The organism is Pseudomonas sp. MF6751 (assembly GCF_016613265.1).
GTDB lineage: Bacteria > Pseudomonadota > Gammaproteobacteria > Pseudomonadales > Pseudomonadaceae > Aquipseudomonas > Aquipseudomonas fluorescens_BV.
On the sequence record NZ_JAENSV010000073.1, the window covers coordinates 1 to 12,947 of the forward strand.

General features: G+C 60.3%; 12 protein-coding genes. 9 read left to right on the plus strand and 3 right to left on the minus strand.

The window, feature by feature from the left end; translation table 11 throughout:
* Positions 1-284: 284 nt before the first annotated feature.
* The 9 genes from JJD66_RS27060 (at position 285) to pcaC (ending at position 8,485) form a co-directional block, all read left to right on the plus strand.
* Positions 285-1,142: a CoA transferase subunit A gene (locus JJD66_RS27060; RefSeq protein WP_197880252.1), complete on the plus strand. Its 858-nt coding sequence runs from the start codon at positions 285-287 to the stop codon at positions 1,140-1,142.
* Positions 1,142-1,921, plus strand: a complete 780-nt coding sequence (locus tag JJD66_RS27065) for a CoA-transferase subunit beta (protein ID WP_034125965.1) — start codon at positions 1,142-1,144, stop codon at positions 1,919-1,921. Before JJD66_RS27060 ends, JJD66_RS27065 begins: the two co-directional genes overlap by 1 nt.
* On the plus strand, positions 1,918-3,120 hold the full coding sequence (gene pcaF / locus JJD66_RS27070; RefSeq protein WP_200649448.1) for a 3-oxoadipyl-CoA thiolase: 1,203 nt from the start codon (positions 1,918-1,920) through the stop codon (positions 3,118-3,120). The genes JJD66_RS27065 and pcaF overlap by 4 nt, the downstream gene beginning before the upstream one ends.
* 21 nt (positions 3,121-3,141) lie before the next feature.
* Positions 3,142-3,846 (plus strand): protocatechuate 3,4-dioxygenase subunit beta, encoded by a 705-nt coding sequence (gene pcaH, locus JJD66_RS27075; RefSeq protein WP_019817832.1) that lies wholly within the window; start codon positions 3,142-3,144, stop codon positions 3,844-3,846.
* A gap of 1 nt (position 3,847) precedes the next feature.
* Positions 3,848-4,414 carry a protocatechuate 3,4-dioxygenase subunit alpha gene (pcaG, locus tag JJD66_RS27080; RefSeq protein WP_073522586.1) on the plus strand — a complete coding sequence of 189 codons (567 nt, stop codon included), beginning with the start codon at positions 3,848-3,850 and terminating at the stop codon, positions 4,412-4,414.
* A 189-nt stretch (positions 4,415-4,603) separates the two neighbouring features.
* Positions 4,604-5,899 carry an MFS family transporter gene (locus JJD66_RS27085; protein WP_032893116.1) on the plus strand — a complete coding sequence of 432 codons (1,296 nt, stop codon included), beginning with the start codon at positions 4,604-4,606 and terminating at the stop codon, positions 5,897-5,899.
* A gap of 10 nt (positions 5,900-5,909) precedes the next feature.
* A complete protein-coding gene (locus tag JJD66_RS27090; protein WP_200649444.1) occupies positions 5,910-7,274 on the plus strand; it encodes a 3-carboxy-cis,cis-muconate cycloisomerase in 1,365 nt (454 codons plus the stop codon).
* A 10-nt stretch (positions 7,275-7,284) separates the two neighbouring features.
* Positions 7,285-8,076 (plus strand): 3-oxoadipate enol-lactonase, encoded by a 792-nt coding sequence (gene pcaD, locus JJD66_RS27095; protein ID WP_072446861.1) that lies wholly within the window; start codon positions 7,285-7,287, stop codon positions 8,074-8,076.
* Positions 8,077-8,086: 10 nt separating this feature from the next.
* Positions 8,087-8,485, plus strand: coding sequence for a 4-carboxymuconolactone decarboxylase (pcaC, locus tag JJD66_RS27100; RefSeq protein WP_034125971.1), 399 nt, complete (start codon positions 8,087-8,089; stop codon positions 8,483-8,485).
* An 18-nt stretch (positions 8,486-8,503) separates the two neighbouring features.
* Here the strand turns inward: pcaC and JJD66_RS27105 are convergent, their stop codons facing one another.
* The 3 genes from JJD66_RS27105 to JJD66_RS27115 all read right to left on the minus strand — a co-directional run bounded on the left by JJD66_RS27105 (position 8,504) and on the right by JJD66_RS27115 (position 12,869).
* Complete coding sequence (locus JJD66_RS27105; RefSeq protein ID WP_200649445.1) at positions 8,504-10,165, minus strand: M91 family zinc metallopeptidase; 1,662 nt, start codon at positions 10,163-10,165, stop codon at positions 8,504-8,506.
* A 471-nt stretch (positions 10,166-10,636) separates the two neighbouring features.
* Entirely contained in the window at positions 10,637-11,536 is a 900-nt protein-coding gene (locus tag JJD66_RS27110; protein ID WP_200649446.1) for a polysaccharide deacetylase family protein, read from the minus strand.
* An 82-nt stretch (positions 11,537-11,618) separates the two neighbouring features.
* The gene (locus JJD66_RS27115) at positions 11,619-12,869 is read right to left on the minus strand and encodes an OprD family porin (protein ID WP_200649447.1); all 1,251 of its coding nucleotides are present in this window, start codon (positions 12,867-12,869) and stop codon (positions 11,619-11,621) included.
* Positions 12,870-12,947 lie beyond the last annotated feature (78 nt).

The following is a 12,947-nucleotide window of genomic DNA, read 5'->3' on the forward strand; positions in this document are numbered from 1 at the left end:
GCTTTTCGAAAGTGAGCCGCCGTCAGGGCGGAACCCTAAGTGGCAGTTACCGCAGGAATGGATATGTGCACGGTCCAACTGTGTTGACTGTCAGGCCGTCTTCGCAGGCAAGCCAGCTCCCACATTGACCCTGTTCCTTATGATGGTTAGTTAAGCAACAATCGGTTCGATAATCGAACACTCAGTCGATTATCGGATTGTTCGGCCCATTTCCCCGGCTTAATCTTCAAGCACTTCGGCGCCACCTCAGCGCCTTTTTCGATCAACACCGGGAGCCCAACCCCATGGCTGAAATCCTCACCCTGCGTGATGCGGTCAAGCGCTTCGTGAACGACGGCGATACCGTCGCCCTCGAAGGCTTCACCCATCTGATCCCTACGGCCGCGGGCCATGAAATCATTCGTCAGGGCAAGAAAGACCTGACGCTGGTGCGCATGACGCCTGACCTGATCTACGACCAGTTGATCGGTGCCGGCTGTGCGCGCAAGTTGATTTTCTCCTGGGGCGGCAACCCGGGCGTGGGTTCCCTGCATCGGCTGCGCGACGCGGTAGAGAAACAATGGCCGCAAGCGCTGGAGATCGAAGAGCACAGCCACGCCGACCTGGCCAATGCCTACGTCGCCGGTGCCTCCGGCCTGCCGTTCGCGGTGTTGCGTGCCTACGCCGGTTCCGACTTGCCCAAGGTCAACCCGCTGATCAAGACCGTCACCTGCCCCTTCACCGGCGAAGTGCTGGCGGCGGTGCCGTCGGTGCGTCCGGACATTACCGTGATTCATGCGCAGAAAGCCGACCGCAAAGGCAACGTGCTGCTCTGGGGCATTCTCGGGGTGCAGAAGGAAGCGGCCCTGGCGGCCAAGCGCTGCATCGTCACCGTCGAGGAAATCGTCGACGACCTGAATGCGCCGATGAACAGCTGCGTGCTGCCGACCTGGGCGCTGACGGCGGTGTGTCACGTACCCGGTGGTGCCCATCCGTCCTACGCGCACGGCTACAACGAGCGGGATAACCGCTTCTACCAAGCGTGGGACCCGATTGCCCGCGACCGTGGCACCTTCACCGCCTGGATCGACGAATACATCCACGGCACTGCCGACTTCAGTGAATTCCAGGCCAAGCTGGCCGCCGTGCAGGAGGCTAAGTAATGGCTTATTCCACCAATGAAATGATGACCGTCGCCGCCGCTCGCCGCCTCAAGAACGGCTCGGTGTGCTTCGTCGGCATCGGCCTGCCATCCAAGGCGGCCAACCTGGCGCGCCTGACGTCTTCGCCGGATGTGGTGCTGATCTACGAGTCGGGCCCGATTGGGGCCAAGCCCAGTGTGTTGCCGCTGTCCATCGGTGATGGCGAGTTGGCGGAGACCGCCGACACCGTGGTGCCCACCGGTGAGATCTTTCGCTACTGGTTGCAGGGCGGGCGCATTGATGTCGGCTTTCTCGGTGCGGCCCAGGTCGACCGTTTCGGCAATATCAACACCACCGTGGTCGGTGATTATCACCAGCCCAAAGTGCGTTTGCCGGGTGCTGGTGGTGCGCCGGAAATCGCAGGTTCGGCCAAGAGCGTGTTGATCATCCTTAAGCAATCGTCCCGTTCGTTTGTGGACAAACTGGACTTCATCACCTCCGTCGGTCACGGCGAAGGTGGCGACTCACGCAAGCGTCTGGGCCTGCCCGGCGCCGGCCCGGTGGGCATCATTACCGACCTGTGCATCATGGAGCCGGAGGAGGGCAGCCATGAGTTCGTGGTCACTGCGCTGCATCCGGGCGTGACCCGCGAGCAAGTGATCGCCGCCACCGGCTGGGCGATTCGCTTTGCCGACCAGGTGAGTACCACCGCTGAACCCACCGAGACCGAACTGACCGCCCTGCGTGACCTCGAAGCGCGCACCGCGGCTGCCCACGGCCAAGCACCGGGAGAAGCCTGATGCGCGAGGTTTTTATCTGTGATGCCATTCGCACACCTATCGGCCGTTTCGGCGGTGGCCTGTCCACGGTGCGTGCCGACGACCTGGCGGCGCTGCCGATCAAGGCGCTGATCGAGCGCAACCCGTCGGTGGACTGGAGCGCCGTAGACGAAGTCTTCCTCGGCTGCGCCAACCAGGCCGGTGAAGATAACCGCAACGTGGCACGCATGGCGTTGCTGCTGGCGGGGCTGCCGGAAAGTATTCCTGGAGTGACCCTCAACCGCCTGTGCGCCTCGGGCATGGATGCTATCGGCACCGCTTTTCGTGCGATTGCCAGTGGTGAAATGGAGCTGGCGATTGCCGGTGGCGTCGAATCGATGTCCCGCGCTCCGTTTGTGATGGGCAAGGCCGACGCGGCGTTCTCGCGCAACATGAAATTGGAAGACACCACCATTGGCTGGCGCTTTATCAACCCGCTGATGAAGGCACAGTACGGCGTGGATGCCATGCCGCAGACCGCCGATAACGTGGCCGATGACTATCAGGTTTCCCGCGCCGACCAGGACGCTTTCGCCCTGCGCAGCCAGCAACGCACCGCCGCTGCCCAGGCCGCCGGGTTCTTTGCCGAGGAAATCGTTCCGGTGCGGGTCGCCCATAAAAAAGGCGAAACCCTGGTGGAACACGATGAACACCCACGGGACACCACGTTGGAAGCCCTGGCCAAGCTCAAGCCGGTCAACGGCGCGGACAAGACCGTCACTGCTGGCAATGCCTCGGGCGTCAACGACGGCGCTGCCGCGCTGATCCTCGCCAGCGCCGAGGCCGTCAAGCAACACGGCCTCACCGCCCGCGCCCGTGTGCTGGGCATGGCCAGTGCCGGTGTCGCCCCGCGCATGATGGGCATCGGCCCGGTGCCGGCGGTGCGCAAACTGGTGGAGCGCCTGGGGTTGGCGGTCACCGACTTTGATGTGATCGAACTTAACGAAGCCTTCGCCAGCCAAGGCCTGGCGGTGCTGCGCGAGCTGGGTATTGCGGACGATGCGCCCCAGGTCAACCCCAACGGCGGCGCCATTGCCCTCGGCCACCCCTTGGGGATGAGTGGTGCGCGGTTGGTACTGACGGCCCTGCACCAATTGGAAAAAACCGGCGGCAGCAAAGGCCTGGCGACCATGTGCGTGGGCGTCGGCCAAGGCTTGGCCCTGGCGATTGAACGCGTCTGATCAATAAAAGAGGATTGCTCCATGAGTGACAAGCCCGGTTACCGGCGCCCGCAAGCGGGCACTCAACCTGATTACCTGCACCCGGCCTACCAATCGACGAACCTGCGTTCGCCGTCCCAGCCTTTGGTGTTCCTGCCCCATTCCTTGTCGGAAATCACCGGCCCGACCATCGGCGCCGAACGTATCAATGAGAAGGACAACGACCTGACAGCCCAGCATGAGGGCGAGCCGCAAGGCGAGCGCATCATTATTCATGGCCGTGTGCTGGACGAAAACGGCCTGCCAGTGCCGGGCATCCTCGTGGAGATCTGGCAGGCCAATGCCGCCGGCCGCTACAACCACAAGCGCGACCTGCACGATGCCCCCCTGGACCCGAACTTCACCGGCACCGGGCGCACCGTCACCGACGCCGATGGCTGGTACCAGTTCCAGACCATCAAGCCCGGCGCCTACCCGTGGGGCAACCACCACAACGCCTGGCGCCCGGCGCATATCCACTTTTCGCTGTTTGGCCCCAGCGTGCTGACGCGCTTGGTGACGCAAATGTATTTCCCGGGTGACCCGTTGCTGGAGTACGACCCGATCTACAACTGCGTGCCGGATACCAGCGCCAAGCAACGCTTGATCGCTAGCTTCGACCTGGAAAAAACCATTCCTTCCTATGCCCTCGGCTACCGCTGGGACATCGTCCTGCGCGGCCGCGACGCCACGCCGATGGAGAAATGAGATGACACTCAACGCGACCACGTCCCACACCGTCGGGCCGTATTACCACATTGGCCTGACCTGGCTGAACCGTGAAGACCTGACCGTCACTGCCACCCTTGGCGAACGCGTGGCGATTAGCGGGCAAGTGGTGGACGGCAATGGTGATGTCGTCAACGACGCCATGCTGGAAGTCTGGCAGGCCAACGCCGCCGGCAAATATGCTCACCCCGAAGACGAGCAGGACAAAGCGCTAGACCCGAACTTCGAAGGTTTCGGCCGCGTGCCGGTGGATGCCGAAGGGCGTTTTCGCTTTACCACCATCAAGCCGGGCAGTGTGCCGGGGCTCAAGGGCACTACCCAGGCGCCGCATTTGGTGGTGCTGGTGTTTGCCCGTGGGTTGGTGAAGCACTTGCTGACGCGGATTTATTTTGACGGTGAGGCCTTGAACGGCGATGACCCGTTGCTGGCGTGTGTGCCGGCAGAACGTCGTGGCACCTTGATTGCCCAGGCGGATGCGGCAGGGGTATATCAGTGGAATGTGATTTTGCAGGGCACAGATAAGGAAACGGTGTTCTTCGACTATTGAGTTGGCTGTAGGGCCCCCATCGCAGGCAAGCCAGCTCCCACCTTTGAATGTGTTCACAACACAAAATGTGGGAGCCGGGCTTGCCCGCGATGAGGCTCTCTCAGGCTCCACCTATCCAAAAGTCTGCTTGCGGAACAGGGTTGTTGCAAAGTATGTCTAGGCTATAACCGTTCCCACTGAGAAAAAAACATGACAACAAAAACCAGCCACTACACCGGAGAAGAACGCAGCAAACGGATCTTTGCGATTGTCGGTGCGTCCTCCGGCAACCTGGTCGAATGGTTCGACTTCTACGTCTATGCCTTCTGCGCGATTTATTTTGCCCCGGCGTTTTTCCCCTCGGACGACCCCACGGTGCAGTTGCTCAACACCGCCGGGGTGTTTGCCGCGGGGTTCCTGATGCGACCGATCGGCGGCTGGTTGTTTGGCCGGGTGGCCGACAAGCACGGGCGCAAGAACTCGATGATGATCTCGGTGCTGATGATGTGCGGCGGCTCCCTGGTCATCGCCTTCCTGCCCACTTATAACGACATCGGTGCCTGGGCCCCGGCGCTGCTGTTGGTGGCACGACTGTTCCAGGGCTTGTCGGTGGGCGGCGAATACGGCACCACGGCCACCTACATGAGTGAAGTCGCGCTCAAGGGCCAGCGTGGCTTCTTTGCTTCGTTCCAGTACGTGACCCTGATCGGCGGCCAGTTGCTGGCGGTGCTGGTGGTGGTGATCCTGCAACAGATCCTCACCGAAGAAGAATTGCGTGCCTGGGGCTGGCGCATCCCGTTTGTGATCGGCGCCATAGCCGCCGTGATCTCCCTGCTGCTGCGTCGCACCCTGAAAGAAACCACCAGCAAGGAAATGCGCGAAGACAAGGACGCCGGCAGTATCGTCGCGCTGTTTCGCGACCACGGCAAAGCCTTCATTACGGTGCTGGGCTACACCGCCGGCGGCTCGCTGATTTTCTATACCTTCACCACCTACATGCAGAAGTACCTGGTGAATACCGTCGGCATGCACGCCAAGACGTCGAGCTACATCATGACCGGCGCGCTGTTCCTGTACATGTGCATGCAGCCGCTGTTCGGCATGTTGGCCGACAAGATCGGCCGGCGTAATTCGATGCTCTGGTTTGCCGGCCTTGGCACGCTGTTCACTGTGCCGATCCTGTTGACCTTGAAAACCGTGACCAGCCCGTTTTTGGCGTTTGTGCTGATCACCCTGGCCTTGGCGATTGTCAGCTTCTACACCTCCATCAGCGGCCTGGTCAAAGCGGAGATGTTCCCGCCCCAGGTGCGTGCCTTGGGCGTGGGCCTGGCCTATGCGGTGGCTAACGCGGTGTTTGGCGGTTCGGCAGAAGTGGTTGCGCTGAGCCTCAAATCCATCGGCATGGAAAACACCTTTTATTGGTACGTCACCGCGATGATGGCGGTGGCCTTCCTGTTCAGCTTGCGCCTGCCGAAACAGGCGGCGTACCTGCATCACGATCTGTAAGGGATGAGTTATGACGTTGCGCACGAGCAATCAACTGTTCGACGCTTATTTCACTGCTGACAGCATGGCCGAGGTGTTCTGTGACCAGGGGCGCTTGCAGGGCATGCTGGATTTCGAAGCCGCGCTGGCTCGGGCGCAGGCCCAGGTAGGGTTGATTCCCCAGGCCGCCGTCGCACCGATTGCCCAGGCGTGCCTGGCGTCGCTGTATGACGTGGATGCCCTTGGCAGCGCGATTGCCACGGCGGGCAACTCTGCGATTCCACTGGTGAAGGCGTTGGGCAAGTTGATCGCCAGTGAGGACGCCGACGCCGAGCGTTATGTACACCTGGGCGCAACCAGTCAGGATGTGATGGACACCGGCCTGGTGCTGCAACTGCGCCGTGGGGTGGAGTTGATCGAGGCCGACCTGGCTCGCCTGGGGGAGGTGTTGGCCGCCCAGGCTCAGCGTTACGCCACCGTGCCGTTGGCCGGGCGTACTTGGTTGCAGCACGCGACGCCGGTCACCCTGGGGATGAAAATCGCCGGTTGGCTGGGCGCGGTGACGCGCAGTCGCCAGCGCCTGGCCGAGTTGAAACCGCGCCTGTTGGTGCTGCAATTTGGCGGCGCGTCGGGCACTTTGGCGGCCCTCGGCGAACACGCCATGCCTGTGGCCGAGGCCTTGGCCGCCGAGTTGCAACTGGGCTTGCCGGAGCAACCCTGGCACACCCAGCGTGACCGCCTGGTGGAGTTTGCCAGCCTGCTCGGTCTGATCGCCGGTAGCCTCGGCAAGTTGGGCCGCGATATCAGCCTGTTGATGCAGACCGAAGCGGCGGAGGTGTTCGAGCCTTCGGCGCCGGGCAAGGGCGGTTCGTCCACCATGCCGCACAAGCGTAACCCGGTGGGCGCCGCCGTGCTGATCAGCGCAGCCACCCGCGTACCCGGCCTGGTGGCGACAATGTTCAGCGCCATGCCCCAGGAACACGAACGCAGCCTGGGCTTGTGGCATGCCGAATGGGAAACCTTGCCGGAAATTTGCCGCCTGGTATCCGGTGCCTTGCATCAGGCAATTCTGGTCAGTGAAGGGCTGGAGGTGAATGCCGAGCGCATGGCACAGAACCTCGACCTGACCCAAGGCCTGGTACTGGCCGAAGCGGTGAGTATCGTGCTCGCCCAACGCTTGGGCCGTGACACCGCGCACCATCTGCTGGAGCAGTGCTGCAAACGTGCGGTCGCCGAGCAGCGCCATTTGCGCGCGGTACTGGCGGATGAGCCGCACGTCACCGCCGAGCTGTCGGCGGCTGAACTGGATCGCCTGCTCGACCCTGTCCACTACCTGGGCCAGGCGTCTACCTGGGTCACGCGTGCGGTGACCGAACATTTTGCTTTGACTGCCTGAGGAGAACGCTGTGGCTTTTGTACAACTCGCCGAGGGCGAACTGCATTACCAACTCGAGGGGCCCGCCGACGCACCGGTATTGGTGCTGTCCAATTCCTTGGGTACCGACCTGCATATGTGGGACATCCAGATACCGGCTTTTACCGAGCATTTTCGTGTGCTGCGATTCGACACCCGTGGCCACGGCCAATCCCTGGTGACCGAGGGGCCCTACAGCATCGAGCAACTGGGCCGAGACGTGATCGCGCTGCTGGATGCGCTGGATATCCAGAAGGCGCATTTTTGCGGACTGTCCATGGGCGGCTTGATCGGCCAATGGCTGGGCATTCATGCCGGCGAGCGCCTGCAACGCCTGGTGGTGTGTAATACCGCGGCCAAGATCGGCACGCCCGAGGTGTGGAACCCGCGTATCGAAATGGTCCTGCGTGATGGCGCAGCCGCGATGGTGGCGCTGCGCGATGCGTCGATTGCGCGCTGGTTCACCGCGGATTTCGCCGCCGCCAACCCGCACCAGGCCAAGCAGATCACCGACATGCTCGCAGCTACGTCGCCCGAGGGGTATGCCGCCAACTGCGGCGCTGTGCGCGATGCGGATTTTCGTGAGCAATTGTCCTCGATCAAGGTGCCGACCCTGGTGATTGCCGGCACCGAAGACGCGGTGACGCCGCCAGCCGGCGGCCACTTTATCCAGAGCCATGTGCAGGGTGCCGAGTATGCCGAGTTCTATGCGGCGCACCTGTCCAACGTTCAGGCCGGTGCTGCGTTCAGCGACCGGGTGATCGAATTTCTGCTGGCCCGCTGAGGAGCTATTTGTGGACGAAAAACAACGTTACGCCGAGGGCCTGCAGGTGCGCCGCGAAGTACTGGGCGATGCTCATGTCGACCGCAGCCTCAATGCCCTGACTGAGTTCAACAGCGAGTTCCAGGAAATGATCACCCGCCACGCCTGGGGTGACATCTGGACCCGCCCCGGCCTGCCTCGGCATACCCGCAGCCTGATCACCATCGCGATGCTGATCGGCATGAACCGCAGTGAAGAACTGAAGCTGCACCTGCGTGCCGCCGCCAGCAACGGCGTGACCCGCGCCGAGATCAAGGAAGTGCTGATGCAGAGTGCGATTTACTGTGGGATCCCGGCGGCGAATGCGACGTTTCATTTGGCTGAGTCAGTGTGGGATGAGTTGGGGGTTGAGTCCCGAGGTTCAGCCTGATAGGCGCTGGCCCTTTTTCTAATAATCCTCTCTGAGTGGCAGTTGGAATTCTTCTCTGAGTGTATTTTCAGTGAACGGCTTCGGGTTGGTTGTGGTGGGTTTCGCAAATGGACTGTTGATGAAGTTGAACGGCCGTGCGTCGGTGGGTAATCCAACCGCTTGGTGTTCTTCATCGCGTTCCCCGAGGGGCTTATGCTCCCGATTTGTTCTCCCGGGTAGCACGGTGCCGTTGGCTCCGTTATACGCATGAGCCATCTCATGGTACAGAGCCACAATGGGACCACTTCCATCAAACATGGAAAAGGAGGGGTTGTAATGTATTTCGCCTGCGTTCGCGACGTCCCCGGGTTGGTTGGAAATAATTTTTCCGTAGTCGGACGGTGTTAATCCTACTAAGTCGTCTGTTATTAAAATGCCCCCGAAGTCTTGCCCTCTCGAATGGTCTTTAGATTCTAAGTCCTTAGGCCTGTTTGTGGAAAAGTGTTTTTTTAGTTTTGAATTGTTGTAGTAGTAATAAGCGTTTTCGTCGGCGGTTTCTTTAATTAGCGTAGGGGCATCATTACGTTTTGCTGCCGAGTCACCCTCAGCTAACATCTGCTTGCCTACCGGCGAGAGGCGTAATAGGTCAATATCGTCGTTTACGTTTTGTACGAAATCTTGAGAGCCGTCAACAAGATACCCGCTGTGTCCCAGTTCCTTGTAGGCGGTGTGAGTCAATGTCGAGCCCGACGTACGATGAACTTCATCCGTTGGTTTGGCGTAGATTACGGTGTCGTCACTGTGCGTGCGAACAATGTTTTTATCGCGACCGGTATATACGGTCGCCTTGCCGTGAGTGACGATGAGGTTTTCGCCTTTACCTCCGTGCAAAATAGTCGGGTTATCAAGGGTGTTTTTTGTGACAATCATAAAGTCGTGACCCTCCCCCCCGTCCATGTACAAAACTCGTCCTTCAACGCCCTCGCCAGCTTGCATGCGGTCATTGCCATTATTGCCTCTGAGCATGCCATGACCGGTACCGGCGATCATCAGATCGTCGCCGTCCCCTCCGAATGCTTTACCATCGCCTCTGCCGAGTTTAAGCGTGTCGTTGCCTGACCCTCCGCGCATGAGGGTGTATCCTGAACCCGCCTGGGCGTAATCATTGCCTTCCCCTAAGTCGATATCGACAGGGAATTCAACATCCGAGTCGACAAGCACACAGTCGTCGCCCCCGTTTGTTTTGATCCGCAAGCAGAAGATTGGGGTATTTATGAACGCCATGTTATTTAGTTGGTAGGGTATTTCATTGATGAGTACAGTTAAACTTTCGCCGGGTCCTTTTTTTATTCTGATGCGGTCATGGGTGTTACCTGTTTCAATTACCAAGTGGCTGTCTGCGATAGTGGCAGGCTTTCGATCCGGGCTATTGATGGTTACCTCATGAGTTATTTTTACATTCTTGTCGTGTCGTAATGTTTCAGAGTTGATGTATTTTTCTTTGCCTGCGAGTTGGTCTGGTGTAAAACGTGAGAATGCGTTTAACCTGTGGCGACGGTACTTGTCGTAGCGAGGGTCGCTGAAACCGGGGATTTCAATAATAGTCGCCGTTGCAATGCTGGAAGGCCCAGAGGCAAGTGAGGGCGATGAAAGTATCGGGGCAGCGTTTGGTATTTGGGTGAAGGAAGACTGAGTGATCATTGGTTACCTGTAGATGAAGGATTGCGTGCCTCTTTATTGGCGAACTTTTAGGGTTGGTTCCTTATGTCTGTATCTACCGGTAAGTCCAATTGTTGCGGAACGCTTAGTTTGCGTCGGCGCCCCACAGCCAGTGCCATAGCCCCCGGCAGAAGTACCGCTTCGTTTGCAATTTTCACCGAGCGGGCGAGGGTTGCGCGTTGCAGTTGGGTGTGACCCGTAGCGAGATCAAGGAGGTGCTCGAGCCGTGTTGGCGGCGTCCCATCGCTTGATGTCCAAGTACACACCCTCCCGCAACATGAGCCGATGTTCGATGGCATTGACGGCGGCGTCCAATGCCTGCTGACGACAACGATCGTCGACAACTCTATGCGCTCGGTATTGGCGGGGGCGCTGTTATAAATGACAGTTTTATAGTGTTTTTAGAATGATCATTTTTGCAAATAGATATATAGGTCGGTACGACTTTCCCTCTTAGTGAGTATCTGCATCCCACACCCAATTCCACACCCCCGGCAGATGCACCGGCTCGTTCACAGCCTTGACCGTCCGGGCCAGCGCTGCGCGTTCCAGCGCGGCGTGGTCGGCATAGAACGGCTGGGCAGCGGTCTTCAATCCGTTGACCCGCGCGCTGTCCATCAGGATCTGCAAGTACTCCTGCATATGCCTCGCGGTGTAGCGATTGATGTCATGGAAGGTCACCACTACCGGAATCACGCCCTCCACTGTCGGTAGTTCACCCAAGGCGATGCGTTCGCGCACCACCGACAGTTGCCGATACAGGTTGGCCCGCCGACGCGGGCTGGCGTTGAAGCCCCAGATCTTGCCGTCATTGGCACTCAAGTCCGTCAGCAGTACGTGCATGCCGTGGCGTTGGTAGGCGGCGAAGGTGCGCTTGTCGTAGTTCCAGAAGGGGGGGCGTACCAGCACGGGGCGCGTGCCCGTGATGGCGGCAATGTCGGCAGCCCCTTCGGTAAGGGTGTGTTCCAGGGTGGCGTCGTTCAGCCAGCGATGATTGGTGTGAAACGCCGTGGCGGTGTGAAAGGCCAGGACATGGCCGGCGGCGAATTCGCGTTCCATGGTCTTGCGCCCCCGGGCACTGCCGCCGGAGCGAGCGGCTTCGGTCTGCAGGAAGAACACTGCCTTGATCCCCGGCAGCACCGGGTTGTTGGCCAGGTCCGCCACTACCGAACGGCTCGGATTGTTGTAGCCCGAGGCGCTTGGGCCGTCATCGAAGGTCAGCAAAAAGCGGATCGGCGCCTGGGCCAGCAGGCGTTGTTCGGTCTGTGGCGTCAGGGCGATGGGGGCGCTGATGCAGCCCCCCAGGCTCAAGGCCAGGGCAAACAGTGCGATTGCTGTAGCGAAGGATTTCATGCCGTGCAGGGCCCGAGTAAAGGCCGCTGCTGGGGGGATCAGCAGCGGCAGGCGCGCACCATACAGTAAGTGCTATGCCGGTTTACAGCAGACTGATCGGATAGCTGACGATCAACCGATTTTCATCGAACTCGTTGTTGCTGTAGTCCCTGCGCATGCTCGAATTGCGCCAGCGCACGTTGAGGTTTTTCAGCGTGCCGCTCTGCACCGTATAGCCTACTTCGGTCTCGCGGCCCCACTCCTTGCCGTCGGTGATGGTGCCGGTGTGCACGTTGCTGCCGCTGATATAGCGGTTCATCAGGGTCAGGCCCGGTATGCCGAGGGCAGCGAAGTTGTAGTCGTGGCGAACCTGCCAGGATTTCTCCTGCGCGTTGTCATAGCTGGAGTTGTAGCTGTCGTTGGCCAGGGTGCCGCCGCTGGTGCCGTTGACGCGCATCCAGGCACTGTCGCCGGTGAGTTTTTGCAGGCCGACGTAGAAGGTGTTGCCGCCGTACCTGGCCGAGAACAAGCCGGACCAGGTTTTGTTGTCCAGGTCGCCGGCGCGGGCGCTGCCGTCGTCCTTGCCGTAGAAGAAGCCCAGGTTGGCGCCCAGGGTCCAGTCGCCCACAGGCTGGCTGTGGATCAGATTGACGAACTGCTGGCTGTAGATGTCCTTGAGCTGGGCATTCCACACGCCGACTTGGGTGCGTTTGTCGTTGAACGCGTATTCGGCGCCCTGGAAGTTGAAACGGTCGGAGGTGAAGGCGGTTTTGCCGAACATCGACATGTCGCTCATGCTGCCGTCGTCCCGCGGGCTATTGGCGCGGAATTGGCCGCCATAGAGGGTCAGGCCGTCGATTTCCTTCGAGGTGATCTGCCCGCCACGCAGGGTCTGTGGCAGGGAGCGGCCATCGTCGGAACGCAGGATCGGCAGCACCGGCATCCATTCGCCCACCTTCAGCTCGGTCTTGGAAAAGCGCGCCTTGAATGCCACGCCCAGCCGGCCAAACTCATCGGCTGGCCGACCGTCATGGTCCAGCGGCAGCAACTGCGTGCCGCCCGTGCCACGCCCGCCATCGAGCTTGAGCGAGTACAAACCCAGCACATCCACACCAAAACCGACTGTGCCTTGGGTGAACCCGGACTTGGCGTCGAGAATGAAACTTTGCGTCCACTCCTGCGCGCCACCCTGAGCCTTCGTAGGATTGGTGTAGTTGCGGTTGAAGAAGAAGTTACGCAGGTTGAGGTTGGCGCTGGCGTCTTCGAGAAAGCCGTGATCCTGGGCGAGAACGGGCAGGGCAGAACTGGCGACAGCAGCCGCCAGCAACAGCTGGCGCGGTTGGAAAGTGCTCATGGTGTGAACCTGTTGTTATTGGGTTTATGCAGGTGGCGGCCATGGTGCGCGGCGGTGCGGGGGCGATGAAAGTGGGGG